The 26,163-nt window shown below is 66.2% G+C and carries 28 protein-coding genes; 13 read left to right on the plus strand and 15 right to left on the minus strand.

What is annotated here, in order from left to right; genetic code table 11:
• Positions 1 to 148 precede the first annotated feature (148 nt).
• Entirely contained in the window at positions 149 to 1,543 is a 1,395-nt protein-coding gene (fumC, locus tag LGN19_RS34730; RefSeq protein ID WP_174960367.1) for a class II fumarate hydratase, read from the plus strand.
• Positions 1,544 to 1,587: 44 nt separating this feature from the next.
• Here fumC and LGN19_RS34735 read toward each other — a convergent pair whose 3' ends face one another.
• Together LGN19_RS34735 and LGN19_RS34740 are read right to left on the minus strand one after the other, a co-directional pair.
• Positions 1,588 to 2,100, minus strand: a complete 513-nt coding sequence (locus LGN19_RS34735) for an acyl-CoA thioesterase (RefSeq protein ID WP_039370920.1) — start codon at positions 2,098 to 2,100, stop codon at positions 1,588 to 1,590.
• 130 nt (positions 2,101 to 2,230) lie between these two features.
• On the minus strand, positions 2,231 to 2,368 hold the full coding sequence (locus tag LGN19_RS34740; RefSeq protein ID WP_164462553.1) for a hypothetical protein: 138 nt from the start codon (positions 2,366 to 2,368) through the stop codon (positions 2,231 to 2,233).
• A gap of 195 nt (positions 2,369 to 2,563) precedes the next feature.
• Here LGN19_RS34740 and LGN19_RS34745 point away from each other — a divergent pair, with 195 nt between their 5' ends.
• Together LGN19_RS34745 and LGN19_RS34750 are read left to right on the plus strand one after the other, a co-directional pair.
• Positions 2,564 to 3,271, plus strand: a complete 708-nt coding sequence (locus LGN19_RS34745) for an ArsR/SmtB family transcription factor (RefSeq protein WP_122944813.1) — start codon at positions 2,564 to 2,566, stop codon at positions 3,269 to 3,271.
• 162 nt (positions 3,272 to 3,433) lie between these two features.
• The gene (locus LGN19_RS34750; protein ID WP_226219742.1) at positions 3,434 to 6,016 is read left to right on the plus strand and encodes a DUF6600 domain-containing protein; all 2,583 of its coding nucleotides are present in this window, start codon (positions 3,434 to 3,436) and stop codon (positions 6,014 to 6,016) included.
• 102 nt (positions 6,017 to 6,118) lie between these two features.
• Here the strand turns inward: LGN19_RS34750 and LGN19_RS34755 are convergent, their stop codons facing one another.
• Both LGN19_RS34755 and LGN19_RS34760 read right to left on the minus strand, forming a co-directional pair.
• Positions 6,119 to 7,090, minus strand: a complete 972-nt coding sequence (locus tag LGN19_RS34755) for a thymidylate synthase (RefSeq protein WP_226219731.1) — start codon at positions 7,088 to 7,090, stop codon at positions 6,119 to 6,121.
• 41 nt (positions 7,091 to 7,131) lie between these two features.
• The gene (locus LGN19_RS34760) at positions 7,132 to 8,529 is read right to left on the minus strand and encodes a sigma-54 dependent transcriptional regulator (RefSeq protein ID WP_226219732.1); all 1,398 of its coding nucleotides are present in this window, start codon (positions 8,527 to 8,529) and stop codon (positions 7,132 to 7,134) included.
• 505 nt (positions 8,530 to 9,034) lie between these two features.
• On the opposite strand from LGN19_RS34760, the gene LGN19_RS34765 reads away from it, so the two are divergent.
• Positions 9,035 to 9,373: a hypothetical protein gene (locus LGN19_RS34765; RefSeq protein ID WP_226219733.1), complete on the plus strand. Its 339-nt coding sequence runs from the start codon at positions 9,035 to 9,037 to the stop codon at positions 9,371 to 9,373.
• A 276-nt stretch (positions 9,374 to 9,649) separates the two neighbouring features.
• Positions 9,650 to 10,150 carry a dihydrofolate reductase gene (locus tag LGN19_RS34770; RefSeq protein ID WP_043181911.1) on the plus strand — a complete coding sequence of 167 codons (501 nt, stop codon included), beginning with the start codon at positions 9,650 to 9,652 and terminating at the stop codon, positions 10,148 to 10,150.
• 84 nt (positions 10,151 to 10,234) lie between these two features.
• Here LGN19_RS34770 and pmbA read toward each other — a convergent pair whose 3' ends face one another.
• Positions 10,235 to 11,605: a metalloprotease PmbA gene (gene pmbA, locus LGN19_RS34775; protein WP_226219734.1), complete on the minus strand. Its 1,371-nt coding sequence runs from the start codon at positions 11,603 to 11,605 to the stop codon at positions 10,235 to 10,237.
• Positions 11,606 to 11,732: 127 nt separating this feature from the next.
• Between pmbA and yjgA the strand changes: the two genes are divergently transcribed.
• Positions 11,733 to 12,338 carry a ribosome biogenesis factor YjgA gene (yjgA, locus tag LGN19_RS34780; protein ID WP_272931292.1) on the plus strand — a complete coding sequence of 202 codons (606 nt, stop codon included), beginning with the start codon at positions 11,733 to 11,735 and terminating at the stop codon, positions 12,336 to 12,338.
• Positions 12,319 to 12,930 (plus strand): molybdopterin adenylyltransferase, encoded by a 612-nt coding sequence (gene mog / locus LGN19_RS34785; protein ID WP_122946626.1) that lies wholly within the window; start codon positions 12,319 to 12,321, stop codon positions 12,928 to 12,930. Before yjgA ends, mog begins: the two co-directional genes overlap by 20 nt.
• Before the next feature lie 34 nt (positions 12,931 to 12,964).
• Here mog and orn read toward each other — a convergent pair whose 3' ends face one another.
• On the minus strand, positions 12,965 to 13,585 hold the full coding sequence (orn, locus tag LGN19_RS34790) for an oligoribonuclease (RefSeq protein WP_031399981.1): 621 nt from the start codon (positions 13,583 to 13,585) through the stop codon (positions 12,965 to 12,967).
• Between the two features lie 117 nt (positions 13,586 to 13,702).
• Between orn and LGN19_RS34795 the strand changes: the two genes are divergently transcribed.
• From LGN19_RS34795 to LGN19_RS34805, 3 genes are all read left to right on the plus strand, one after another.
• Positions 13,703 to 14,962 carry a M48 family metallopeptidase gene (locus LGN19_RS34795; protein ID WP_122944807.1) on the plus strand — a complete coding sequence of 420 codons (1,260 nt, stop codon included), beginning with the start codon at positions 13,703 to 13,705 and terminating at the stop codon, positions 14,960 to 14,962.
• On the plus strand, positions 14,959 to 15,900 hold the full coding sequence (gene rsgA, locus LGN19_RS34800; protein ID WP_122944806.1) for a ribosome small subunit-dependent GTPase A: 942 nt from the start codon (positions 14,959 to 14,961) through the stop codon (positions 15,898 to 15,900). The genes LGN19_RS34795 and rsgA overlap by 4 nt, the downstream gene beginning before the upstream one ends.
• Positions 15,901 to 15,966: 66 nt before the next feature.
• The gene (locus LGN19_RS34805) at positions 15,967 to 16,284 is read left to right on the plus strand and encodes a putative signal transducing protein (RefSeq protein WP_011351362.1); all 318 of its coding nucleotides are present in this window, start codon (positions 15,967 to 15,969) and stop codon (positions 16,282 to 16,284) included.
• Positions 16,285 to 16,348: 64 nt separating this feature from the next.
• On the opposite strand, the gene LGN19_RS34810 is transcribed toward LGN19_RS34805, so the two are convergent.
• The 6 genes from LGN19_RS34810 to rpsP all read right to left on the minus strand — a co-directional run bounded on the left by LGN19_RS34810 (position 16,349) and on the right by rpsP (position 20,477).
• Positions 16,349 to 17,287: a CobD/CbiB family protein gene (locus LGN19_RS34810; RefSeq protein WP_043181898.1), complete on the minus strand. Its 939-nt coding sequence runs from the start codon at positions 17,285 to 17,287 to the stop codon at positions 16,349 to 16,351.
• 119 nt (positions 17,288 to 17,406) lie between these two features.
• Positions 17,407 to 18,093 carry a CoA pyrophosphatase gene (locus LGN19_RS34815; protein ID WP_175223571.1) on the minus strand — a complete coding sequence of 229 codons (687 nt, stop codon included), beginning with the start codon at positions 18,091 to 18,093 and terminating at the stop codon, positions 17,407 to 17,409.
• 87 nt (positions 18,094 to 18,180) lie between these two features.
• Positions 18,181 to 18,573 (minus strand): 50S ribosomal protein L19, encoded by a 393-nt coding sequence (gene rplS, locus LGN19_RS34820; RefSeq protein WP_166957536.1) that lies wholly within the window; start codon positions 18,571 to 18,573, stop codon positions 18,181 to 18,183.
• Between the two features lie 133 nt (positions 18,574 to 18,706).
• On the minus strand, positions 18,707 to 19,501 hold the full coding sequence (gene trmD, locus LGN19_RS34825; protein WP_043181891.1) for a tRNA (guanosine(37)-N1)-methyltransferase TrmD: 795 nt from the start codon (positions 19,499 to 19,501) through the stop codon (positions 18,707 to 18,709).
• Position 19,502: 1 nt separating this feature from the next.
• The gene (rimM, locus tag LGN19_RS34830; protein ID WP_226219735.1) at positions 19,503 to 20,180 is read right to left on the minus strand and encodes a ribosome maturation factor RimM; all 678 of its coding nucleotides are present in this window, start codon (positions 20,178 to 20,180) and stop codon (positions 19,503 to 19,505) included.
• A gap of 42 nt (positions 20,181 to 20,222) precedes the next feature.
• On the minus strand, positions 20,223 to 20,477 hold the full coding sequence (gene rpsP / locus LGN19_RS34835; protein ID WP_006476550.1) for a 30S ribosomal protein S16: 255 nt from the start codon (positions 20,475 to 20,477) through the stop codon (positions 20,223 to 20,225).
• 152 nt (positions 20,478 to 20,629) lie between these two features.
• Here rpsP and LGN19_RS34840 point away from each other — a divergent pair, with 152 nt between their 5' ends.
• Both LGN19_RS34840 and LGN19_RS34845 read left to right on the plus strand, forming a co-directional pair.
• Positions 20,630 to 21,769 (plus strand): PQQ-dependent sugar dehydrogenase, encoded by a 1,140-nt coding sequence (locus tag LGN19_RS34840; protein ID WP_226219736.1) that lies wholly within the window; start codon positions 20,630 to 20,632, stop codon positions 21,767 to 21,769.
• Positions 21,770 to 21,878: 109 nt separating this feature from the next.
• On the plus strand, positions 21,879 to 22,346 hold the full coding sequence (locus LGN19_RS34845) for an NINE protein (protein WP_043183093.1): 468 nt from the start codon (positions 21,879 to 21,881) through the stop codon (positions 22,344 to 22,346).
• A gap of 49 nt (positions 22,347 to 22,395) precedes the next feature.
• Here LGN19_RS34845 and LGN19_RS34850 read toward each other — a convergent pair whose 3' ends face one another.
• Together LGN19_RS34850 and LGN19_RS34855 are read right to left on the minus strand one after the other, a co-directional pair.
• Positions 22,396 to 23,583: a PA0069 family radical SAM protein gene (locus LGN19_RS34850; protein WP_226219737.1), complete on the minus strand. Its 1,188-nt coding sequence runs from the start codon at positions 23,581 to 23,583 to the stop codon at positions 22,396 to 22,398.
• Between the two features lie 90 nt (positions 23,584 to 23,673).
• A complete protein-coding gene (locus LGN19_RS34855) occupies positions 23,674 to 24,162 on the minus strand; it encodes an Lrp/AsnC ligand binding domain-containing protein (protein WP_226219738.1) in 489 nt (162 codons plus the stop codon).
• Positions 24,163 to 24,307: 145 nt separating this feature from the next.
• Here LGN19_RS34855 and LGN19_RS34860 point away from each other — a divergent pair, with 145 nt between their 5' ends.
• Complete coding sequence (locus LGN19_RS34860; protein ID WP_226219739.1) at positions 24,308 to 25,594, plus strand: D-amino acid dehydrogenase; 1,287 nt, start codon at positions 24,308 to 24,310, stop codon at positions 25,592 to 25,594.
• Positions 25,595 to 25,692: 98 nt separating this feature from the next.
• Here LGN19_RS34860 and LGN19_RS34865 read toward each other — a convergent pair.
• A partial coding sequence (locus LGN19_RS34865; RefSeq protein WP_226219740.1) for an IS3 family transposase occupies positions 25,693 to 26,163 on the minus strand: 471 nt, incomplete at its 5' end.

A 26,163-nucleotide genomic window follows, 5' to 3' on the forward strand; every position in this document is an offset into this window, starting at 1 on the left:
ACGACGCGAAATTCCAGCCGGCGCTATGCTAGTCGGCTGAAGATCTCAAGACGCCGCGCGAGCGGCGCGACTGCCTCACGATACGTCTGATTACGTCTGATGCCGCGCGACGACGCGCGGCCTTTCCCCTTTCCTGGAGGAGTGGATCATGAACGAAGCAGTTCGGATGGAACGCGATACGTTCGGCGAAATCGCCGTGCCGGCCGACCGGCTCTGGGGCGCGCAGACCGAGCGCTCGCTGCAGAATTTCAAAATCTCGACCGAGAAGCAGTCGCCCGAGCTGATCCACGCGCTCGCGATCGTCAAGCGCGCCGCGGCGGCCGTGAACCAGTCGCTCGGCGTGCTGGCCGACGACAAGGCGCGCGCGATCATCGATGCGGCCGACGAGATCATCGCCGGCAAGCATCCGCGCGAATTCCCGCTCGCCGTGTGGCAGACGGGCTCCGGCACGCAGACCAACATGAACCTCAACGAGGTGATCGCGAATCGCGCGAGCGAACTGATGGGCGGCGAGCGCGGCGAAGCGCGCAAGGTTCATCCGAACGACGACGTGAACCGCGGCCAGTCGTCGAACGACGTATTCCCGACCGCGATGCACGTCGCGGCCGCGTATGCGATCGTCAACCACCTGCTGCCGGCGCTGCGCACGCTGCGCACGACGCTCGACGCGAAATCGAAGGCGTTCGCCGACATCGTGAAGATCGGCCGCACGCACCTGCAGGACGCGACGCCGCTCACACTCGGCCAGGAGTTTTCCGGCTACGTTGCGCAGCTCGACCAGGGCATCCGTCACGTCGAATCGGCGTTGCCGCACCTGTACGAACTCGCGCTCGGCGGCACCGCGGTCGGCACGGGGCTGAACGCGCATCCGGAGTTCGCGGTGCGCGTCGCCGATGAAATCGGCCGGCTCGCGAAGCTGCCGTTCGTGACGGCACCGAGCAAGTTCGAGGTAATGGCGGCCGCGGATGCGCTGGTGTTCGCGCACGGCGCGCTGAAGACGGTGGCAGCCGGCCTGATGAAGATCGCGAACGACGTCCGCTGGCTCGCGAGTGGGCCGCGCTGCGGGCTCGGCGAGCTGTCGATTCCGGAGAACGAGCCGGGCAGCTCGATCATGCCGGGCAAGGTGAACCCGACTCAATCCGAAGCCGTGACGATGCTGTGCTGCCAGGTGTTCGGCAACGACGTCGCGGTCAACGTCGGCGGCGCGAGCGGCAATTTCGAGCTGAACGTGTTCCGGCCGATGATCGCGCACAACGTGCTGCAGTCGGTGCGGCTGCTCGCCGACGGCGCGCAGAGCTTCAACGACCACTGCGCGGTGGGCATCGAGCCGAACCGCTCGCGGATCGACCTGCTGCTGAACGAATCGCTGATGCTCGTGACGGCGCTCAATCCGCACATCGGCTACGACAAGTCAGCACAGATCGCGAAGAAGGCGCACAAGGAAGGCACGACGCTGAAGGCGGCCGCGCTCGCGCTCGGCTACCTGACCGAGGCGGAATTCGATGCGTGGGTACGTCCCGAGCAGATGATCGGGTCGCAGTAACGGCAGGAAAACGGGCGCGGCGCGATGCGCGGCGCCCGCAGTGGTCAGACTGCGCCCTTCGCGACTTCTTCCGGTTTCATCTCGACGATCTTGTCGAGCGCGGCCCGCACGTCGGCCGCATATTTCGCGAGCACCTTCTGCTCGTCGGTCTCGGGCACGAACGGCGGCACCGGTACCGGGTTGCCGTTCTCGTCGACCGCGACGAACACGACGAGGCAATCGGTCGTCTGGCGCAGCATGCCGCCCTTCGGATCGCCGGCATGCACAGACACATGGATGTGCATGCTGGTGCGGCCCGTCGCGACGACGCGCGCCTTCAGCTCGACCAGATTGCCGACCATGATCGGACGCTGGAAACGGATGTTGCCGACGCTGACCGTCACGCAATAGCGGCTCGACCAGACGGCCGCGCATGCATACGCGACCTCGTCGATCCACTTCATCAGCGCGCCGCCATGCACCTTGCCGCCGAAGTTCACGGACGACGGCTCGGCGAGGAAGCGGAATACGGTTTCGGTGCGGTCGAGGGCGGCCGGTACGGGGGACGGTTGGGACATCTTGTTGGCTCCAGGCGGCAGGGGCGCTGTAATCGGGCCATTATACGTTGCGCTGCGGCAACGCGTCGCGGGGCGCACCGTGTGGCGCGGCTGCCGGGGCCAAGCCCGGTGCGCACGCGGCCGGCACCGGTCAATGGCGCACCGTGATGCCCTGATCGATCGTGCCGTACATCTCGATGCTGCCGCCGCGCTCGCCGGTCGCGCCACCGCCCTGCGCACAGGCTGCACAGACGAGCGCGGCCGCCAGCAAACAGAAAATCGTCTTCATCGTTGCATCGTGTCACATGCGGCAGCCCGCTGCCGCCGCTTTCGGCCATTCTACGCGCGCGCCGCAAGCAGCCGCACCCCGGTTCGCCGCATCGACGACGCGGGCGCCACTGCATCCGACATTTCAGCCAACAGCGAAACATCGAATGCGCGCGGCCACTACACTGAAGATCATCCCGCCTGACGAGACACGACGATGACCGACCAAGACGACCACCACTTCCCGGGCCTGAGCCGCATCGGCTCACTGATCGCCGACCCCGGGCGCGCCGCGATGCTGTGGGTGCTGATGGACGGCAGCGCACGACCGGCGGGCGAACTGACGATGATCGCAGGGCTGTCGCCGTCCGCCGCAAGCGCCCACCTCGCGCGCTTGACCGAAGGCGGCCTGCTTGCGCTCGACGTGCGCGGCCGGCACCGCTACTACCGCATCGCATCGGCCGATATCGCGGCCTCGCTCGAGGCGCTCGCGAACGTCGCCCGCGCGGCCGCGCCGCATCGCCCGGTTCCGGCGCCGTCCCGCACGGTCCCGGCCGAACTGCGCTATGCGCGCACCTGCTACGACCACATGGCCGGCGAACTCGCGGTGCGCATCTTCGACGGGCTCACCGCGCGCGGCTGGCTGCTTGCCGACGGCGATGCGATCGAGGCCACTGAACTCGGCACCCAGGCGCTTGCGCAATGGGGCATCGACGTCGCGCAGCAGCGCACGCGCCGGCGCCGCTTCGCGTGCGGCTGCCTCGACTGGAGCGAGCGGCGCTCGCATCTCGGCGGCGCGCTCGGTGCGGCGCTGCTCGAGAGCTTCTGCGCACACGGCTGGATCGAGCGCGCCGCACGGCCGCGCGTGCTGCGCGTCACCGTGCCCGGACAGCAGGTTTTCGACGGGTGGCTTACGTCCGCTTGACGCCTGTATTGCGTCTGCACGACAACGGCGCGCGATCGACAGGTTTTGTTACATCGCGTGCCATTCGACTTACAAAACACCGAGCATTGAAACAGGCCGAGCGGATATTGTGAACTCAACGGCACGAATCGACGCGCCGCGATAATGACGAAGACGCTCATCATGGCCACCCTGTTCACGCTCAAGCGAACCGCCCGCTGCACGCTGCTCGCGTTCGTTGCGCTTGCGGCACTGCCTCCCGCATTCGCGCAATCGGCCGACGCCCCGCCCTATTCGGCTGCGGCACGACAACCGGGCGGCGATCCGCCCAGCCGCGTCGCGCGGCTCAATTACCTGTCGGGCGCTGTGACGACCGAACCGGCCGGCACCGATACATGGTCGTATGCCGCCGTGAACCGGCCGCTGACGACCGGCGACCAGCTCTGGAACGATGCCGGTGCGCGCTCGGAACTGCACATCGGCTCGACCGCGGTGCGGCTCGGCGAGTCGACGAGCCTGTCGGTGCTGAACCTCGACGACTCGACGACCCAGCTGAAAGTGGGACTCGGCACCGTATCGACGCATGTGCGCGACCTGCCGGCCGGTGGATCGTACGAAATCGACACGCCGAACCTCGCGCTCGGCATCACGGGCCCCGGCGACTATCGCGTCGACGTTGCACCGAACGGCGCGAGCACGACGGTCACGTTGCGCAGCGGCAGTGCGACCGTCTACGGCAGCAACGGCCAGTACCCGCTGTCACCGGGGCAGCAGGTCGTATTCACGGGCACCGACCTGCAGGTCGCGCAGCAATCCGCCGCCCCCGGCCCCGATCCGCTCGACCAGTGGGCCGCCAGCCGCGACGCGGCCGAGGAGCGCTCGGTGTCGGCCCGCTATGTGTCGCGCGACATTCCCGGCTACCAGGATCTCGACGCGAACGGTACGTGGCGCGACACCCCGAACTACGGTCAGGTATGGGTACCGAACGACACGCCGGCCGACTGGGCGCCGTATCACGACGGCCACTGGATCTGGCAGGCACCGTGGGGCTGGACCTGGGTCGACGACGCGCCGTGGGGTTTCGCGCCGTATCACTACGGCCGCTGGGCATACGTGGACGATAGCTGGGCCTGGGTACCGGGGCCGCTGGTCGTCAGCCAGCCGCCGGTCTATGCGCCGGCACTCGTCGCGTTCGTGGGCGGTGGCGGCGGCCCCGACTGGAGCGTCGCGCTCACAGTGGGCGGCGTCGCCGCGGCCGGCTGCGCGTGGTTCGCGCTCGGCCCGGGCGAATCGTGGCATCCGGGCTGGGGCGGCTGGAGCCCGCACTACTACGACCGCGTGAACCGCAACATCGTGGTGAACAACGTCAACGTGAACGTGAACAAGACCGTGAACGTGACAAACATCACCAATATCACCAACATCAACAAGACGTACGTCAACTTCCGCGCACCGCACGCGATCACGGCCGTACCGGCGTCCGCGTTCGTGCACGGCCAGCCGGTCGCGCACTTCTCGCAGCACGTCGATCCGCAGCAATGGCGCAATGCGCACGTCACGCCGGGTACACCCGGCATTGCGCCGGTGCGCCAGAGCTTCACCGGCGGGCTGCGCAATGCGAGCTACCGTCCGCCGCCGGCGATCGCGCAACACCCGTACGTCGCGACGCGCAATCCCGCCGTGCCGGCCGCGTATCGCGACCAGGCCGCGGCCCACCTCGCGCAGCAAGGCGGGCGCGTGCCAGGTGCCGGTGCGCCGGTCGTGAAGACGAACGTGCCGGCCGACTATACGGCTCGTCCGGTCCGCGTACCGGGCCAGCCGGGCGGCGGCGCATGGGCGATGCACAACGTGCAGCTCGTGAATCCGCACGGCCCCGTCGTGCAGCCGGCTCGTGCGTCTCGCGAAGGCCAGCCGGCCGCCGCGCAGGCCGGGCGGCCGGGGGGAGCACCGATGCCCGGCATCCCGAATGCCGCGCGGCCGGCGAACGGCGAAACCCCCAACGCACCACGCTTCGCCAACGGCGGCATGCCGCAGGCACCCGGCAACCCGATGCCACATCAGGCCTTCGGGCCGGGCAACGGCATCCCGCATCCGCCGGTAGCGAACAACAGTCCGGCAGGCATCGGCAATGCGCACGCAGCCGAGGCGCCGTCACCCGCGTGGATGCAGCCGCACACACCGATGGAACGTCAGCGCCCCGCTCCGCCCACCGCGCTGCATGCGGCGGGACAGAATGCGCTGCCGCCCGTGCGCAGCGCTGCGGTCCCGCATCCGGAGGGCATGCCGACTCCACAGGACACGCAGCCCGGCGGCCGCAACGAAACGCCGCGCGCGCTGCCGCAACCGCGGCTCGACAATACGGCGCAGATTCCGCAGCCGCGTCCGCGCCCCGATTTCCAGACGCCGGCCCAGCATGGGCAACCGCAACCGGAACGGGCGGCACCTGCGCCGCAACCGCGCCCCGAATTCGCGCAACCGGCGCCGCACCGCGAAGTCGCCCCGCCACGTGTGAACGAGTACCGTCCGCCGGCCCCCGCCGTGCATGACATGCCGCGCCCGCAACCGCAGGCGCCGCGTATGGATCCACGGCCGCAACCCGCGCCGCGTATGGAGCCGCGACCGCAACCGGCGCCACGCATGGAACCGCGCCCGTCGATGCCCGCACCTCGCATGGAACCGCGGCCGCAACCCGCGCCGCACGTCGAGGCACCGCACCCGAGCAGCCCGCCGCCGCAAGGCGGACACGAAGAGCGGCATCGCCAGTAAGTGCCGCAAACGTGAAACAAAAAGGCCCGACCGGCATCAGCCGGGCGGGCCTTTTTTCTGTCGGGCGCGGATCGATGCATCCGCACGGCCCGGGTCGCGCGATCAGACCGCCATCGGCGCGGTCAGCGGCTCATGGTGTCGATAGCCGACGAGCGAGAAATCGGACGGCTCGATCTGCTCCAGCCACTCAGGCGCGTAGACGCCCGTCTTCGCGTATTCCGGCACACGCTCGGCGATCTCGAGCCGCGGGCTGTCGTAAGGCTCGCGCGTGAGCTGGCGCTGCAGCATGTCGAGCTGGTTCTCGTAGATGTGCGCGTCGCCGATGAAGTACGTGAACCAGCGCGGCGTGTAGCCCGTCAGCCGGCCGACCAGCGACAGCAGCGCGGCCCCTTCCGTCAGGTTGAACGGCGTGCCGAGGCCGACGTCGTTGCTGCGGATGTACAGGCACAGCGAGATTTCGCGCTTCGTTGCATTCGGCAGGAACTGGTACAGCAGATGGCACGCGGGCAGCGCGATCTCGTCGAGCACGGCCGGATTCCACGCGTGAAACAGGATGCGCCGGTCGGACGGGTTCTCCATGATCGTGTCCAGGCACTGGCGCAACTGGTCGATCGCCTTGTACAGCAGCACCTTCGGCGCGCCGTCTTCGTCGAAACGCGTGACGATCCGGAAGCCGCGGTGCGTCGCATCGGCGATCTGCGCGTCGGCGCCCGCGTCGAGCACCTTGTAACCCGGCCACTGGCGCCATTGCACGCCGTACACGTCGCCAAGATCGTCGACGCCCTGGCGATACGGGTTCGCGAGCCACTGCGCGTTCTCGTTCGCGTTCGCGTCCCACACCTTGCAGCCGAGCGCGCGGAAATCGGCAGCGCTGCGCGACGCGCGCAGGAAGCCGACCAGCTCGCCGATCGCGGACTTGAACGCGAGCTTCTTGGTCGTCACGGCCGGGAAGCCTTGCTGCAGGTCGAAGCGCAGCATCGCGCCCGGCATGCTGATGGTGCGGATCCCCGTGCGGTTCTCCTGCCAGGTGCCGGTATCGAGAATGGTACGAACGAGATCGAGATACTGTTTCATGCGGGTTCCTTCGGCCGCGAGGGCGGCCGTACCCGCCAATTTTAGCAAGCGTGATGCGGAAGCCCCGACAACGGCGCCGAAAACCCTGCCAGCGTGTCGCCGCGATCGCGCATGCCGTGCGCACACATCAGCCGGTAGAGCGTGACGCGCGACACGCCAAGCTCGCGTGCGGCATCCGCGAAACGGCCGCGATGGCGCAACAGCGCCTGCTCGATCGCCTGCCGTTCGGCCGCCTCACGCGCCTCCAGCAGCGACACCGGCGCGAGCGTCGCGAAGTCGTTCAGCTCGAGATCGACTGCGGTGATCATCCGGCCCTCCGACATGACGATCGCGCGGCGTACCCGATTGATCAGCTCGCGCACGTTGCCCGGCCATGAATAGCCGTACAGCGACGCGACCGCGTCAGGGGAAAAGCCGCGCAGGCGACGATGCGCGTCGCCCTTGAAACGCTCGAGCATGTGGCGCGCGAGCACCTCGATGTCCTTGCCGCGCGCACGCAATGGCGGCTCTTCGATCTTCAGCACGCACAGGCGATGGAACAGGTCCTCGCGGAACCGCCCTTCGCGCAGCGCCGCTTCCATGTCCACGTGCGTCGCGCAGATCACGCGCACATCGACGGGCACTGACACGTGAGCCCCCAACCGCTCGATCTTGCCTTCCTGCAGGAAGCGCAGCAGGCTTGCCTGGCTTTCGAGCGGCAAGTCGCCGATCTCGTCGAGAAACAGCGTGCCGCCGTTGGCGGCCTCGACGCGGCCGATCTTGCGCTGGTTCGCACCGGTGAACGCGCCGCGCTCATAGCCGAACAACTCGGCCTGCAGCAGCGTCGACGGGATCGCACCGCAGTTGATCGCGATGAACGGCGCCTGCGCGCGCGACGAACGCTCGTGAATCGCGACCGCCGTCAGTTCCTTGCCCGTACCCGATTCGCCTGAGATGAACACCGGCGCGTCGGTGGCCGCGACGCGGCGAATCGTCCTGAAGAGCCCGAGCATCGCATCGCAGGTCCCGACCATTTCGCCTTCGCTGCGCCCGGCGCCGACGGGCGGCGCAACGGGTTCGGTCAGCGCGACCATGCCGTGCGCATGACCGACGGTCTCGACGATCCGCGAGGTCTCGTACGGCATCGTCACGTAGTCGAAACAGTAATCGCGAATGAGATGACGCAGCGTAGCGTCCTGCAACTGGCCGCGGCGCGTCGCCGCGATCCAGCCGATGTGCTGAATGCTCAGACAGGATTCGAGTTCGCGCAGGTCCGAGGGTTTGAAGCCCGGCGAAAAATCGAGCAGCCCGGCCGTTGCGACACCATGCTGCACGACGCGCCGTACATCTCGCACGGTCTCCGCGAGATCGACACGCCAACCGCATTCGTCGAAATGGCCGCGCAACGCGTCGTTCGGTTCGCGCGAATAGTAGATCACGTGCCGCTGATCGGCTCCCATATGCCCACCCCGTTCATCAACCGTCTAACGATTGCCGTGCACGCCAGGTCACGTGCGAAAAGGATCGAATCGGGTCAGCCAAAGGTGGCTCGATTCGCCATGCCGATGCGCGGCGACGACAATGCCTCGCATGATGGCGCTTGTCTCGCGTCCAGTTATTTTTTTGATCAAGACAACTTGGTTATAGGCACTGAATACGACAATCCGATTTCAGCGCGGTGGGCGATGCGGCCGAATCGCTCAGGAGGTCGATGCATATCAATCGTCTGCACATAGCCCCGGCGCAGCGATACGTTCTGTCATCAACACATGCGGCGATTTTCATCCTTGAAGCGTATCGATTGAATCCGCAGTATTCCCGAGCCCCCTCGTTTCAGGTCTGAAACATTTTCAGCCGTTTTCCGACACAATTCGCAACGCTTGCGCACGAATCGCAGTCTCGACAACGGTCCCGGCGCGATGGCATGCAATTCGCTGAATAGGAAAACCGTCGGAGACAGCGACCATGCGAAACCATCTTTTACTTTCTTTCGTGCCGATGGCCATTGCGGTCGCGGCCGCCGGCCCGCCCACGCTCGTACACGCAGACGAAAGCACGAATCCGGATCGCGCCATGCTGCTTGCGGCAAACGCGCCGAGCATGCAGCACGGCACCGGGTTCGGCATCGTGACCGTGTCGGCACCGCAGCCGCTGCCGGCCGGCAGGACGTCGGTGACGCTGTGGGACGAGATCCCGCCGCCGCCCCAGTTACCGATACCGCTCCCGGTACCGCTTCCGGCACCGCAGCCGGGCGACGTGCAGCACGCGATGGAAGGCACCACGCAAGGCACGACGCGTCAGTGACGCATCGGTCGAACCATTTGATAAGGATGACATATTGATTTGAGCGGACCTGACCGCATCGATCGGATGCCGGCATCGTCCGTCGATCTCGCAACACGAAACGGTTTTGTGCTCCGTCCCCCGGCGGGCACTCTTTTTATTCATTCCATCGCCGCGACGCATTGCCTCGGGCGTCGCGGCGCGCAGCGCCGAAAGGCGGATGCGCGCCCCGGAACCGGCACGCGCTGCCGTTCCGGTAGAATCGGCGCCATTCCGGTTTTCCTTTCCCCGACCTTCATGACGACGTTGACCCTGATCGTCGCGCGTGCCCGCAACGGCATCATCGGCCGCGACAACCAGTTGCCCTGGAAACTTCCCGAGGATCTCGCCTTCTTCAAGCGCACGACGATGGGCGCGCCGATCGTGATGGGCCGCAAGACCCACGAGTCGATCGGCCGGCCGCTGCCGGGCCGCCGCAATATCGTCGTCACGCGCGACGCGACACGCCGCTTCGACGGCTGCGACACGGTCACGTCGCTCGCCGACGCGCTGGCGCTCGCTGCGCGCGACGGAGTGCCCGAGGCATTCCTGATCGGTGGCGCGCAACTCTACACGGAAGGTCTCGCACTCGCCGACAAGCTGGTCGTCACCGAGATCGATGCCGACTTCGACGGTGACGCATCGTTCCCGGCGCCCGACGCCGCGCACTGGCAGGAAGTGTCGCGCGATGCGCACCAGGCGGCCGCGCCGAACACGTTCGGCTATGCGTTCGTCGTCTACGCGCGCAAGCGCGGCTGACGCGTCGCCCGCCATGAAAAAAGCCCGACCGGCTTGCGCCGGTCGGGCTTTTTTCGTTTGATGACGGCCGATGCCGCGCGCCGCTTACTGCCCGGCGATCGTCATCTGCTCGATCAGCACCGAACCCGTTTCCTTCGTGCCGCGTACGATCGAATCGGCGCCGATCGCGACGATATGCCGGAACATTTCCTGCAGCGTGCTCGCGACCGTGATTTCCTCGACCGGATACTGGATCACGCCGTTCTCGACCCAGAAGCCCGCCGCACCGCGCGAATAGTCGCCCGTCACATAGTTCACGCCCTGCCCCATCAGCTCGGTCAGCAACAGGCCGGTGCCGAGCTTCTTCAGCATCGCATCGAAATCGTCGCCCGCCTGCGTGCTCGAGCTGCGCAGCGCGAGGTTGTGCGAGCCGCCTGCGTTGCCGGTGGTCTGCGTACCCAGCTTGCGCGCCGAATAGGTCGACAGGAAGTAGCCTTCGACGACACCGTCCTTGACGACGCTGCGCGCACGCGTGCGCACGCCTTCCTCGTCGAACGGTGCGCTGCCCATCGCGCGCGGCACGTGCGGATCCTCGACGACCTGGATGTGCGGTGCGAACACCGGCTTGCCGAGGCTGTCGACGAGGAACGACGTCTTGCGGTACAGCGCGCCGCCGCTCACCGCCTGCACGAACGCGCCGAGCAGGCCGGCCGCGAGCGGCGCTTCGAACAGCACGGGCACCTTGCGGGTGTCGAGACGGCGCGCGCCCATTCGCGCAAGCGCACGCTCGGCCGCGTAACGGCCGACCGCTTCGGGCGCCGCGAGATCGATCGCGCTGCGCTTCGACGTATACCAGTCGTCGCGCTGCATGTGACGGCCGCTCCCCGCGATCGGCGCGCATGCGATGTAGTGGCGCGAGTACGGGTAGCCGGACAGGAAGCCGCGCGACGTCGCGAGCACGAACTGCGAATGCTGGGCCGACACGCTTGCGCCTTCCGAATTGCGGATCTGCGGGCTGACCGCGAATGCGGCATCTTCCGCGCGGCGCGCAAGCTCGACGGCCTCGTCGGCCGTCAGCGCCCACGGGTGGTACAGATCGAGGTCGCGCGGGTCGGTTTCGAGCAGCTCGGCCTCGGCGAGACCGGCCGCCTCGTCTTCGGCCGTGAAGCGCGCGATGTTGTAGGCGGCGGCGACGGTATCCTTGATCGCGGCTGGCGAAAAATCCGACGTGCTCGCATTGCCGCGCTTCTTGCCGATGAACACGGTCACGCCGACCATCTTGTCGCGGTTGTGCTCGATCGTTTCGACTTCGCCGCGGCGCACCGACACCGACAGGCCGTCGCCCTCGGAGATTTCGGTCGCGGCGTCCGTCGCGCCGAGCGCCTTCGCATGGCGAAGGATGTCCGAGGCGATTTCTTTGAGCTGGTCCTGCGTGTGCGGGAAATAGCGCGCTTGTACGTCGAGATTGGCTGCCATCGTCTTGATATCCGGTGGCGGGCGGGCGCCCGCATGTTCAAAATGTTGCGTATCCCGCGATCATAGCAAGGTCCGGGGCCGGACACCGACAAGCTTGGGGTGTCCGCGGCGCGATACAATGCCGTCCATGACACGCAAAACCCGAATCCAGCCGATCGAGCATGCCGTCGAAGAAGACGACAATGGCTACGATCGCCCGAGCAAATCCCAGCTGAAGCGCGAGATGCACGAGCTGCAGGTGCTCGGCCAGGCACTCGTCGATCTGCCGAAAGACGCGCTGAAACGCATGCCGATGCCCGAAAGTCTCGCGGACGCCGTTCGCGAGGCGCGCCGGATCACCGATCACGAAGGCAAGCGCCGCCAGCTCCAGTACGTCGGCCGCGTGATGCGCTCGCTGACCGACGACGAGACGGCCGCACTGCGCACCGCGCTCGACGCGCAGCGCGGCGTGAACAAGGCCGCGACGGCCCGCCTGCACTGGATCGAACGCACGCGCGAACAGTTGCTCGCGAACGACGACGCACTGACCGAATTCCTGCGCCAGCACCCGGAAGCCGATATCCAGGAAGGCCGCACGCTGATCCGTAACGCACGCAAGGAAGCGCAGCAAGGCAAGCCGCCGCGCTATTTCCGCGAACTGTTCCAGTGGATCAAGACCGCTGGCGGCACGTCCAATGCGGACGACGAAGCGGCGGACGACGCCGGTGACGACCATGACGACGACGAAGCGTAACCACCCGGACGAGCTCGTCGTCGGCCTCGTGTCGATCAGCGACCGCGCGAGCACGGGTGTGTACGAGGACAAGGGCATTCCCGCGCTGCAGGAGTGGCTCGCCAGTGCGCTGGTGTCGCCGTGGCGCGCCGAAACGCGCCTGATCCAGGACGATGCGCCCACGATCTCCGCCACGCTCGCCGAGCTCGTCGATGTCGCCGGGTGCGACCTCGTCCTGACGACGGGCGGCACGGGCCCCGCGCGCCGCGACGTGACGCCCGAGGCCACGCTGGCCGTGGCGACGAAGGAAATGCCGGGTTTCGGCGAACAGATGCGGCAGATCAGCCTGAACTTCGTGCCGACCGCGATCCTGTCGCGGCAGGTCGCGGTGATCCGCGAGACGGCCGACCATGCGGCGCTGATCATCAACCTGCCCGGCCAGCCGAAGTCGATCCGGGAAACGCTCGAAGGGCTGCGCGATGCCGACGGCAAGTCGACCGTGCCCGGCATCTTCGCCGCGGTGCCCTACTGCATCGACCTGATCGGCGGCCCGTACATCGAGACCGACGCCGCAGTGGTCGCGGCGTTCCGGCCGAAAAGCGCTCGACGCTGAGCCTGTACTCAGCGCTAAGCGCGTGCCGGCCCGCTCAGGCGGCCGGCGCGGACTCCCCTGCCGAAGCCGACGCGGCCGGAATCAGGAAATGCTCGCGGTAGTACTTCAGTTCGTCGATCGACTCGTGGATGTCCGCGAGCGCCGTGTGCATCGCACGCTTCTGGAAGCCCTTGTAGATCGCAGGCTGCCAGCGGCGGCACAGCTCCTTGAGCGTGCTGACGTCGAGGTTGCGGTAGTGGAAGAACCGCTCGAATTCGGGCATCCAGCGCGCCATGAAGCGGCGGTCCTGGCAAATCGAGTTGCCGCACATCGGCGACTTGCCGGGCGACACGTACTGCGCGAGGAATGCCTGCAACTGCGCGGCGGCTTCCGCCTCGGTCACGGTCGACGCGCGCACGCGGTCGATCAGGCCCGAGCGGCCATGCGTCGACTTGTTCCAGTCGTCCATCTTCGCGAGCGTTTCGTCGCTCTGGTGGATCGCGAAGACGGGGCCTTCGACGGCGATGTCGAGCGTGGAATTGGTCACAACGACCGCGATCTCGATGATGCGGTCGTTATCCGGGTCGAGGCCCGTCATCTCCATATCGAGCCAGACGAGATTCAACTCGTTGCGCACGAGCGCGGGCTGGCTGGTGGAAGCGGCGGTATCGGTCATGAGTCATCCTGGAAAATGGCGGACGGCGCGCGGCGCCGCCCGAGCGGCCGGCATCGCAACAGCGGGCCCGGTCCGCAAGAACATATAATTCTCGCATAGAACCCTTTGGCCCCTTCGATGTCACCCTTTTCGTTCACCCTGCTGTTCGCGCTCGCCGTGCTCGCGATGGTCGTCACCAAGCTGTGGCTCGCGTCGCGGCAGATCCGCTTCGTCGCCGCGCACCGCAACGGCGTCCCCGTACAATTCAGCGCCACCATCCCGCTGACCGCCCACCAGCGCGCGGCCGACTATACGGTCGAGCGCACCCGGCTGACGATGCTCGAGATCGTCGTCAGTGCGGCCGTGCTGGTCGGCCTCACGCTGCTCGGCGGCGTCGGCGCGCTCGACACGCTGCTCACCGGCTGGCTCGGCCGCGGCTACGGGCAGCAGGTCGCGCTCGTCGCGGCGGTGCTCGTGATCACGAGCGTCATCGACGTCCCGTTCGAGTACTACCGCCAGTTCGGGATCGAACAGCGTTTCGGCTTCAACCGGATGACGAAACGGCTGTTCTTCACCGACATGCTGAAAAACTCGCTGCTCGGCGCCGCGCTCGGCCTGCCGCTGCTGTTCGTCGTGCTGTGGCTGATGAACCAGGCCGGCAGCCTGTGGTGGCTGTGGACCTGGATCGTCTGGGTCGCGTTCCAGATGCTCGTGCTGCTGATCTACCCGACCTTCATCGCACCGATCTTCAACAAGTTCGAGCCGCTGAAGGACGACGCGCTGCGCGCGCGCATCGAGTCGCTGATGAAACGCTGCGGTTTTGCGGCGAAGGGGCTGTTCGTGATGGACGGCAGCCGCCGCTCCGCGCACGGCAACGCGTACTTCACCGGCTTCGGCGCGTCGAAGCGGATCGTGTTCTTCGACACGCTGCTCTCGCGACTGTCCGGCCAGGAAATCGAGGCCGTGCTCGCGCACGAGCTCGGCCATTTCAAGCGTCGCCACGTGATGAAGCGGATGCTCGTCTCGTTCGTGCTGAGCCTCGTGCTGCTCGCGCTGCTCGGCTGGCTTGCGCAACGCACGTGGTTCTACACGGGGCTCGGCGTCACGCCGTCGCTCGACACGAGCAACGCGGGCGCCGCGCTCGTGCTGTTCTTCCTCGCGATTCCCGTGTTCCTGTTCTTCGCGACGCCGTTCGGCAGCCTCACGTCGCGCAAGCACGAATTCGAGGCCGATGCTTTCGCGGCCAGCCAGACCGACGCGCAGGATCTCGTCAGCGCACTCGTGAAGCTTTACGAGGACAACGCGTCGACGTTGACGCCCGACCCCGTCTACACGGCCTTCTACTACTCGCATCCGCCCGCCTCGCAGCGGATCGACCGCCTGATGCAGCACGCATGAGCCGGCCGACCTCCCGCAAGCCGGCCCCGCGCGCATCGAGCGCGCAGCGAGTCGAAGGCCGCGTGATCGCGGCGCACGGGCGCCACTACATCGTCGCACCCGACGACGGCGGCCCGATGCTGCAGTGCTTCCCGCGCGGCAAGAAGAGCGATATCGCGGTCGGCGACCGTGTCGTGTACGAACTCGCATCGGCCGACCAGGGCGTGATCGTCGAGATCGGCGAACGGCGCAACCTGCTGTACCGTTCCGACCAGTTCAAGTCGAAGCTGTTCGCGGCCAACCTCGACCAGTTGCTGATCGTGCTCGCGACCGAGCCCTATTTCAGCGAGGACCTGCTCGGCCGCGCGCTGATCGCCGCCGAGGCGAACGCGCTGAAGCCGCTCGTCGTACTGAACAAGATCGACGTCGAAGCCGCGCTGCCGGTCGCGCGCGAGCGCCTCGCGCCCTACCGCGCACTCGGCTACGACGTGCTCGAGCTGTCGGTGAAGGGCTCGCCCGACGACGCGCGCGCGCAGCTGATGCCGCACCTCGCCGGGCATTCGACAATCCTGCTCGGCCAGTCCGGGATGGGCAAGTCGACGCTCGTAAACCTGCTCGTTCCCGACGCCGAAGCCGCCACGCGCGAGATTTCGGCCGCGCTCAACAGCGGCCGTCACACGACGACGTTCACGCGCCTCTACCCATTGGAGGGCGGCGGCGCGCTGATCGATTCGCCGGGCTTCCAGGAATTCGGTCTCTACCATCTGACGGAAGGCCGTCTCGAGCGCGCCTTTCCGGAGTTCCGGCCGCTGCTCGCCGACTGCCGTTTCTATAATTGTCATCACCTGCACGAACCCGGCTGCGCGATTCTCGAAGCCGTCGCCGATGGCCGCATCGCACCGTCGCGGCATGCGCTATATGCGCAGCTCGTGCACGAGGCGAGCCAAATCGTCCGCTGATCGCGCAGCACGCGCGCGGCGGCCAGCCGGTGCGATGCGCGCCGGCTTTCACCGACAGGAGCCGCGATGCGTTTCAAGGCACCCGATCTCGCGACGGCGCAGCATTGGGCCAACGTGCTTCAGGTGGCCGGCATCGGTTGCGAGCTGCATAACTGCTACGCGACCGGCGCGCTCGGCGGCCTGCCCGCCGACGCGTGCACGCCCGAGCTGTGGCTCGACGACGAACGCGACGACGCGCTCGCGCGCCGGCTCCTCGATGCTGCGTCGCACGGCCCGTCGGCCGGCGCCGCGCCGTGGCGCTGCCGGCAGTGCGGCGAGGCGCTCGAAGCCCAGTTCACCGCATGCTGGCAATGCGGCGCCGTACGCGATCCGCTCGACGACTGACCCACGGCAAAAAGGCCGGCTTCAAGCCGGCCTTTTGCCTTTCATCGGATACCGCCCTGCCCCGTCACGACACCCAGACGGCGAGCGTCAGCATCAAGAGCAGAATCATCCACAGGATCACCGCGCGCCACACAAGGCCAACCGCGGATTGCAGTGTACGCGGCGTGCAATCGTCGCCGACCGTCAACGGGCCGCTGTCACCGACCGCCAGCGCATCGAGGCTCGACGGTTCCGCGAGCGGCCCCGCAAGACGGGCACCGAGCGCACCACTGCCTGCTGCCAGCAGGACGCCATCGTTCGGATCGGGCCACTGGCGCGTGTGATTGCGCCACGCATAGATCGCGTCCTCGAAATTGCCGACGATCGCGAAGCCGAGCGCGGTCAATCGCGCGGGAATCCAGTCGATCACGAAGAACGCGCGCTGCGCGAACGTCGAGAAGGCCGCCGTGCGGTCGTCACCCGGCGTCGACCAGCTGCGCGCGAGGTATTCGGAAATCCGGTACAGCACGGCACCGGCCGGGCCGATCGGCAGCACATACCAGAAGAACACGCCGAACACGTGGCGATGGGATGCGACGACCGCATGAATCAGCGTATGGCGGACGATTTCGCCGACCGGCATGTCGACCGTGTCGATGCCGGTCCACTCGTGCAGGATTTCGCGCGCACGCGGCACGTCGTCGTTGTTGAGCGCGAGGTGGATATCGGTGAAGTAGTGGCTGAACTGGCGGAAGCCGAGCGTGAAGTACACGACGACGACGTTCCAGATGAATGCGAGCACGAAGCTCACCTTGTACAGCAGGAAATAGATCAGTGCGACGATCAGCACCCATGGCAGCACGACCGCGAGCCATGCGAGGATGCCATGCTTCTGCTTGCCTGCGTCGAGACCATGCGCGACGGTTTCCGCGTGAAACTGGAACAGCGCGAACACCGGATTGTTCGGCGACAACGCGCGGACCTGTTCGATGATGAGAGCGAGGAGAACCGAGAAGAAAGTCATGCGTGTGCCGTCTTCGGAGTTATGTCATTTTTTGCATAACGATAGCACAGCGTCAGCCCGGCATGATTGCCGGTGCGGTCGCCCGGCGGCCGGCCGCGCGCGCCAGCCGGCGCGCGGCATCAACCGGCGGCCAAGAAGCGGTACAGATTGCGCAACATGCCAGCAGTTGCGCCCCAGATGAAGTAATGCCCGCCGGGTTCGCCATTTGGGTAGGGCATCGCAAAAAAACGACGCTCGCCGCCTTCCCAGCGGAACACACGGACCTGATGGTTCGCGGGATTCATCAGGAACGCGAGCGGCACCTCGAAAATCTCGGCCACTTCGAACGTGTCGGCCTGCACGGTGAACGGTGGATGCACGAGGCCGACCACCGGCGCCACGCAGAAACCCGTGCCGGTCAGGTAGTCGGGCAGCGCGCCGAGGATCTCGACACGCTCGGCGGCCAGCCCGATCTCTTCCTTCGCCTCGCGCAACGCGGTTGCCGTGGCATCGCGATCGAACGGTTCGCGACGGCCACCGGGGAAGCTGATCTGTCCGGCGTGGTCGTTCAGGTGGTCGGCGCGCTGGGTCAGCAGCATGGTGAGGCCGGACTCGCGGGCGACGAGCGGCACGAGGACGGCCGCGCTGCGTGGATCGACGCCCTCCTGCAGCCTCGCCTCGCCGGGCTCGACGCTCCATGCGAGCGTGCGCGCGAAACGGTCGCGCAGGCCGGACGGTGTCATCAGACGGGAATCAATGGCCGGCAGGCCGGCACCGGTGCCTTCGACCGGCAGGACTTCGGGATCGATGATGGGGCGGCGATTCAATGGGGCTCTCGGGTTCGTGTCGTATCGAGCATATTGTCGCGCCAGAATGAAAAAAGCACCCGGGTGGGTGCTTTTTCCTTACAGCTCTTACTCTTGGGAAGCTGCTGCGGCGCGATCCTTCGACACCAGCTTTTCCTTGATACGAGCCGACTTGCCCGAACGCTCGCGCAGGTAGTACAGCTTCGCACGACGCACGTCGCCGCGGCGCTTCACGACGATGCTTGCCAGCAGCGGCGAGTACGTCTGGAACGTACGCTCGACGCCTTCGCCCGACGAGATCTTGCGGACGATGAAGTTCGAGTTCAGACCACGGCTGCGAATCGCGATCACGACGCCTTCGTAAGCCTGAACGCGCTTGCGGGTACCTTCAACCACGTTCACGTTCACGATCACCGTATCGCCCGGGGCGAAGTCGGGGATCGTCTTGCCGGCGAGCGCGCGCTCGATTTCTTCCTGCTCAAGTTTTTCGATCAGATTCATTACTGACTCCTTATGCCATCGTGTCGGCGTTGGCACCCGCCTGCTTCCAGGCCTGGCCCCGATAGAGGATGGATTCACATCAGGCACCGCGCACGCATGCACGGCACCGCCAATTCCCGCCCGCGACGCCGCCTCAGGAGGCGTTCTTCGCTTCGCGTGCGAGGTTCGCAAGCCATGCCTCGTCGGCACGGCTCAACAACTTCTCGCGGCGCGCCCGAACGATCAGGTCCGGCCGCTTCCGCAACGTATTCCGCAATGCTTCCTGCCGCCGCCACCGCTCGATCTCGGCATGATGCCCGCCGAGCAGCACGTCCGGCACGCGCACGCCGTCGTATTCCTCGGGGCGCGTGTAGTGCGGACAATCGAGCAGGCCATCGGCGAAGCTGTCCTGCACGGCCGACAGCGAATCGTTCAGCACGCCGGGCAACAACCGCACGACGGCATCCATCATCGCCATCGCCGGCAGTTCGCCGCCGGACAGTACGAAATCGCCGAGGCTGATTTCCTCGTCGACGCAACGATCGAGCAGGCGCTGGTCGATCGCTTCATAGCGGCCGCACAGCACGACGACACCCGGTTCCTGCGCCATCCGAACTGCACGATCGTGCGTGAGCGGTGCACCTTGCGGCGACATCATCACGACACGCGTGCTGGCGATGCCCTGTTCCGCCTGTGCCGCTTTCGCGGCATCGATCGCGGCTTCGAGCGGCCTGGCCAGCATCACCATGCCCGGACCGCCGCCGTACGGACGATCGTCGACCGTGCGGTAGTTGTCCGTCGTGAAATCACGCGGGTTCCAGGTGCGCAGCCCGAAGCGCCCTTGCTTGACGGCCCGGCTGGTGATCCCCCAGTCGGTCAGTGCACGGAACATCTCGGGGAAGAGCGTGACGACGTCGAACTGCACCGCGCTCTCGGTAACCTGGTTCATTTCAGTAATCGGCTTCCCAGTCGACGACGATGCGACGCGCCGCCTGATCCACCGTTTTGACGTATACGCCGACGAACGGTATCAACCGCTCGTCGGTGGTCGGCTGACCGTCTTTGCCGGTCGCCGGATACTCGACACGCATGATCGAATGCACGCCATTGTCGATCATCCCGCTCACCTTCCCGAGTGCCACCGATTGCTCGTTGACGACGTCGAGACCGATCAGGTCGACCCAATAGAATTCGTCCGCGGCCAATGCCGGGAAATCTTCCCGACGCACGAACACGCGAAAGCCGCGCATAGCCAGCGCGGCATCGCGGTCGCTGACGCCCGCGGGTTGCGCAACGACGGTGTCGCTGTGCGTCTTCGACTGCATGATGCGGACGGAAAGCCGCTCCGCACCGCGTTCCAGCCACCAGCGGCGCGCGTTGAGCAGCGCATCGCCGCCGCGACCGGCGTCGGCATGCGTCGCCACCTTGACCCAACCCTTCAGGCCATAGGCGTCGACCACCGCCCCGACCTCGACGGCATCGTCGGGCCAGGCTTGCGCCACTTCATCACTGCCCTGCTCGGCAGCCTGACCGGTGCTCGCGACAGCGTCGCGCTCGACCGGTTTGCGGACGAATGCGCCAAACGACGCACGCCCGCGCCTTGCATTACCGGAATCGTGACCCGCCATCAATGCACCTCACAGCCGGCACGACCGGCACACCGTGCCATGTTAGGCAGCCGGTTGCGCCTTTTGCGCTTCCTTCACGAGACGCTGGACGGTCGGCGACAGTTGCGCGCCAACACCTTGCCAGTACGTCAGGCGATCCTGAGCGATACGCAGCGATTCGCCCTTCGTAGCGACCGGGTTGTAGAAGCCGACGCGCTCGATGAAGCGGCCGTCACGACGGTTACGCGAATCGGTAGCAACGATGTTGTAGAACGGGCGCTTCTTCGAGCCGCCACGAGCCAGACGGATGATAACCATATGATGTCCTTCGGAAAACCGGGTTCGAAACTACTGAAACACGCGATTATAGCCGGAAACCAGAGGTACAACAAACACTTACGCGTAAAAAATCCGTGGGCCGCCTGTCCGCCAGGCATACAATCGTCGTGTCCGGGACGTTCCACACCGTCATGCCGCCCCTTCGCGCCGCCTCGACGCGCCGCGCGCAGCACCGTTTCGTGGCGCTGCTTGCCGGCCTTGCCTGCCTCGCGTCCGCACTGGCGTTTGCCGCGCCGTTGCCGGTGGATCAACTCGTCGTGCCACCCGGTTTCCACGTAGAAGTACTGACCGACGCAGTACCGACCGCCCGCGAAATGGCATGGTCGCCGCGCGGCATCCTGTATGTCGGCACGCGGGAAGGCCGCGTACATGCGTTCGTGATGCACGAGGGCCGGATCAGCGCCCGCTACGTGATCGCGTCCGGGCTCGACATGCCCGTCGGCGTCGCCTACCGTGGCGGCGCACTCTATATATCCGCCGTATCGCGCATCCTGCGTCTCGATCATATCGACGACCGGCTCGCCGCACCGCCCGTACCAGCCGTCGTCACCGACGCGCTGCCGACCGAGCACCATCACGGCTGGAAATTCATCGCGTTCGGCCCCGACGGCAAGCTGTACGTGCCGACCGGCGCACCGTGCAACGTCTGTCTCGCCGATCGCAGCCGCTACGCGATCATCGCACGCATGAAGACGGACGGCAGCGGGAGCGAGGTTGTCGCCCGCGGCGTACGCAATACGGTCGGCTTCGCGTGGCACCCCGATTCTGGCGAGCTGTGGTTTACCGACAACGGGCGCGACATGATGGGCGACGACGTACCCGACGACAAGCTGAACCGCGCGCCGCGCGCCGGCCTCGATTTCGGCTTCCCGTACTGCCATGGCGGCGACACGCCCGACCCCGAATTCGGCAGCGCCGACGTATGCCGCCGTTATGTGCCGCCCGTATTGAAACTCGGTGCGCATGTCGCGGCACTCGGCATGCGCTTCTATACAGGGCCGATGTTTCCGGCGTCGTATCGCAATAACGTGTTCATCGCCGAACACGGCTCGTGGAACCGCAGCACGAAGGTTGGCTACCGCGTGATGCGCGTCGTCGTCTCGGCGGACGGTAGCCAGGCGCGCCAGACTCCATTCATCACGGGCTGGCTGCGGTCCGACGGCACGGTATGGGGGCGCCCGGCCGACGTGCTGCCACTGCCTGACGGCTCGCTGCTCGTCAGCGACGACTATGCGGGCGCGATCTACCGCGTGACCTATGCGGCACCTTGACGCAGGACAGGGGTGACCGGGCCCGACCGGGCGTCGTAGAATGCGTGCCGGGCCGCGCGCCCGCGCCGGCCCGCCGGCCGCCCATGCCAACGACAATACGCCGCCATCCATGTCCAGCAGCACCGCACCGTCCCGCCGCTTTCGCTCCAAGACGCTCACCGCCGCCCTTGCGTTCCTGTTCGGCTCGCTCGGCGCGCACCGCTTCTATCTATATGGCTTTCGCGACGTGTACGGCTGGGCACACCTGCTCGCGACGATCGTCGGCATTCCGGGCTTCCTCTTGCTCGCCGCGACCCAGCGCAGCGCCAGCCTCGGCTGGTGGCTCGCGGTACCCGGCGCGATCTCGCTGCTGGCAGCGTTCCTCGCCGCGCTCGTCTACGGGCTACGCCCCGACGAAAAATGGGACGCGCAATTCAACGCGGAGACGGGCAAGCACAGCAAGTCGGGCTGGACCGTGATCTTCGTGGTGATCTTCTCGCTGCTGATCGGCGCGTTCCTGCTGATGACCGCACTCGCGCTGTCGTTCCAGACGTATTTCGAGTCGCAGGTCGAAGCGGCCAAGCAGATTTCGCAGTAAGCGCAACGAACGCGCCCCACCGGCACCCTGCGCCAGTGAGGCGCGCCGGTCAGAACAGGTTCAATTGCATGTCGTCGCGCGACTGCGTCGACCGCGTGCCGGCCGAACGAGCCGCAACGCGCGGCACCGGCGCCGCTGCGGCCGGCGCACCGCGAAACTGCGACAGATCGAGAATGCCGTTCGTGCGCTCGTTCAGCCCGAGCCGCTTGACTGCCTGACGGAAGCGCTGCCGCAGCAGGTCGGCCCAGATCCCCTCGCCCTTCATCCGTTTCGAGAAATCCGAGTCGTAGTCTTTCCCGCCGCGCATGTCGCGCACGCGGTTCATCACGCGCTCCGCCCGATCGGGAAAATGCGCGGCAAGCCAGTTCTTGAACAGCGGCGCGACTTCCCACGGCAGCCTCAGGATGATGTAGCTCGCATACGTTGCACCGGCTTCCGCGCACGCCTCGAGCACGCGCTCCATATCGGGCTCGGTGACGAACGGAATCATCGGTGCAATGCTCACGCCGACCGGCACGCCCGCCTCGCTCAGCGCACGAATCGTGCGCAACCGTCGCGCCGGCGTCGCCGCGCGCGGCTCGAGCGTGCGCGCGAGATCGGCATCGAGCGTCGTGATCGTGACCGCCGCCATCACCTGCCCGCGTTCGGCCATCGGCGCGAGCAGGTCGAGATCGCGCTCGATCAGCGACGACTTCGTGATCGCGGCGAACGGCAGCCCGCGATCGTGCATCACCTGGATCACGCTGCGCGTGATGCGCAGGTCGCGCTCGACCGGCTGGTAGGCGTCGGTGTTGACGCCGAGCGCGATCGGCTCCGGCACGTAGCGCTTGCGCGAGATCTCGCGCTCGAGCAGTTCGGCCGCATTGACCTTCGCATAGATGCGGCTTTCGAAATCGAGCCCCGGCGAGAGGCCGAGATAACTGTGCGTCGGCCGCGCGAAGCAATAGATGCAGCCGTGCTCGCAGCCGCGATACGGATTGAGCGATACGCTGAATGGAATGTCGGGCGACTGGTTGTACGTCAGGATGCTCTTCGCACGCTCCTCGAATACCTGCGTGCGCAGCGGCGCGGGAAAATCGGTATCGTCCGACTCGTGCGTCCAGCCGTCGTCGACCGCTTCGCGCTGCGCGATCTCGTATCGCCCCTGCAGGTTGTCGACCGCACCGCGCCCCTTGCGGGGCACGGGCGGCGCTACCGGAAATTCGTTGTCGGATCGATCGTCCATGTGCCCACCCATTCGCCTGCACCCAATACTGTACATTTATACAGTATTGGGTGCAGCATGCCAAGGGCGGGATAAAGAGCCCGACGGCCTGCGGCAGGCGCGTCAGTCGCCCACCGCGATCGTCAGCGTCTCCTTGATTTCTTCCATCACGACATAGCTCTTCGACTGCACGGCGCCGGGCAACTGCAGCAGGATGTCGCCGAGCAACTTCCGGTAGTCGGCCATCTCGCCGATCCGCGCCTTGATCAGGTAGTCGAAATCGCCGGACACGAGATGGCATTCCAGCACCTCGTCGATCTTCATCACTTCCCGGCGGAATTGCTCGAACATGTTGCCGCCCTTGTGACCGAGCGTGATCTCGACGAACACCAGCAGCGCGGCATCGAGTTGGTGGGGATCGACATGCGCGTGATAGCCGGTGATCACGCCATCCCGCTCCATGCGCCGCACACGCTCGATGCACGGCGTGACGGTCAGTCCGACCTGTTCCGCGAGGTCTTTCATCGCCATCCGGCCGTCGTCCTGGAGCAGTTTCAGGATGCGTCGGTCGAGCTTGTCGAGCGAGCGTACGGGCTGACGTTGCGTTCTCATTTGTTTATGCTGAAAACCTGAAAAATACGATAACAAAACCTACACATTCGACAATACCATAGCGCAAAAAACTAGATCAGCTAGAGGTTACACGGAGACGCAGGTGCGCCCGGCCTCGATCTGGTCCCTTCCATCTGGAGCAGCTATGCGAGTCGTCATTCTGGGCAGCGGTGTGGTGGGCGTGGCAAGCGCGTATTACCTCGCGCGCGCCGGTCATGAAGTCACGGTGATCGACCGGGAAGCCGGCCCGGCACTCGAGACGAGCTTCGCGAACGCAGGCCAGATCTCCCCCGGCTATGCCGCGCCGTGGGCCGCGCCCGGCGTGCCGCTGAAGGCCGTGAAGTGGATGTTCGAGAAGCACGCGCCGCTCGCGATCCGCCTCGACGGCACGCGCTTCCAGCTCCAGTGGATGTACCAGATGCTGCGCAACTGCACGTCCGAGCGCTATGCGGTCAACAAGGGCCGCATGGTCCGCCTCGCCGAATACAGCCGCGACTGCCTGCAGGCGCTGCGCGCCGATACCGGCATCCAGTACGAAGGCCGCACGGGTGGCACGCTGCAGCTGTTCCGCACGCAGCAGCAACTCGACGGCGCGGCGAAGGACATCGCCGTCCTGCAGGAAGCGAACGTGCCGTTCGAACTGCTGTCGCCGGCCGACCTGAAGCAAGCCGAACCGGCACTCGCCGCCGTCTCGCACAAGCTGACGGGCGGCCTGCGCCTGCCGGGCGATGAAACGGGCGACTGCCAGCTGTTCACGACGCGCCTCGCAGCGCTCGCGGAATCGCTCGGCGTGAAGTTCCGCTACAACACGCCGATCGATGCGCTCGCGATCGCGGGCGGCAAGATCGCCGGCGTGCAGTGCGGCAGCGAGACGGTGCGCGCGGACGCGTACGTCGTTGCGCTCGGCTCGTACTCGACCAGCTTCATCTCGAACCTGATGAAGATCCCCGTCTACCCGCTGAAGGGCTATTCGATCACCGCGCCGATCGTCAACGAAGCGGCCGCGCCTGTGTCGACCGTGCTCGACGAGACCTACAAGATCGCGATCACGCGTTTCGACCAGCGCATTCGCGTCGGCGGCATGGCAGAGATCGTCGGCTTCGACAAGAAGCTGCGCGCCGCGCGCCGCGAAACGCTCGAAATGTGCGTGAACGACCTGTTCCCGGGCGGCGGCGACACGTCGAAGGCAACGTTCTGGACGGGCCTGCGCCCGATGACGCCGGACGGCACGCCGATCGTCGGCCGCACGCCGGTGTCGAACCTGTTCCTGAACACCGGCCACGGCACGCTCGGCTGGACGATGTCGTGCGGCTCGGGCCAGCTGCTCGCAGACCTGATCTCGGGCAAGATGCCCGCGATCCAGGCCGACGACCTGTCGGTGCATCGCTACCTGAAGGACGTGGCCGGCCAGACGCGCCCGGCATACGCATAAGCCGACGCCGCCCGCAGCCATGCGGGCCCGGCTGGCATCGAAAAGAAAGGCGCCCCGAGTGAACTGACCCCAGGAAGTTGGATGGTCGGAACCGACGGTTAAGCTGATGAGGGCTGAGTCCTGTATTGCACGGGACTCAGCCCTTTTAGTTTGGTCTTGATGCGTTGGTGATTGTAGTAGTGGATGTATCGGCGCAAGCCGTCTCGAAGCTGCTCAATGGTAGAGAACGTGTTCAGATAGAAGAACTCCGACTTCAGTGTCCCGAAGAAACTCTCCATCGCGGCATTGTCCAGGCAGTTGCCTTTGCGGGACATGCTTTGGGTTAAGCCGCGAGCGGCGAGTTGCCGTCGATACGCGGGCATCTGGTACTGCCAGCCCTGATCGGAATGGAGAAGCGGTGCATCCAGTGGAGCCAGCTTGACCAAGGCCTTCTTGAGCATGTTCCCCACGAGTCTGAAGTGCGGACGTTTTTGCGTCTCGTAAGCGATGATCTCCCCGTTGTAGAGATCCATGACGGGGGAGAGATAAAGTTTGTCGCCCTGTACATTGAACTCCGTCACGTCGGTAAC

This window comes from Burkholderia sp. AU30198 (assembly GCF_020419825.1).
Lineage (GTDB): Bacteria > Pseudomonadota > Gammaproteobacteria > Burkholderiales > Burkholderiaceae > Burkholderia.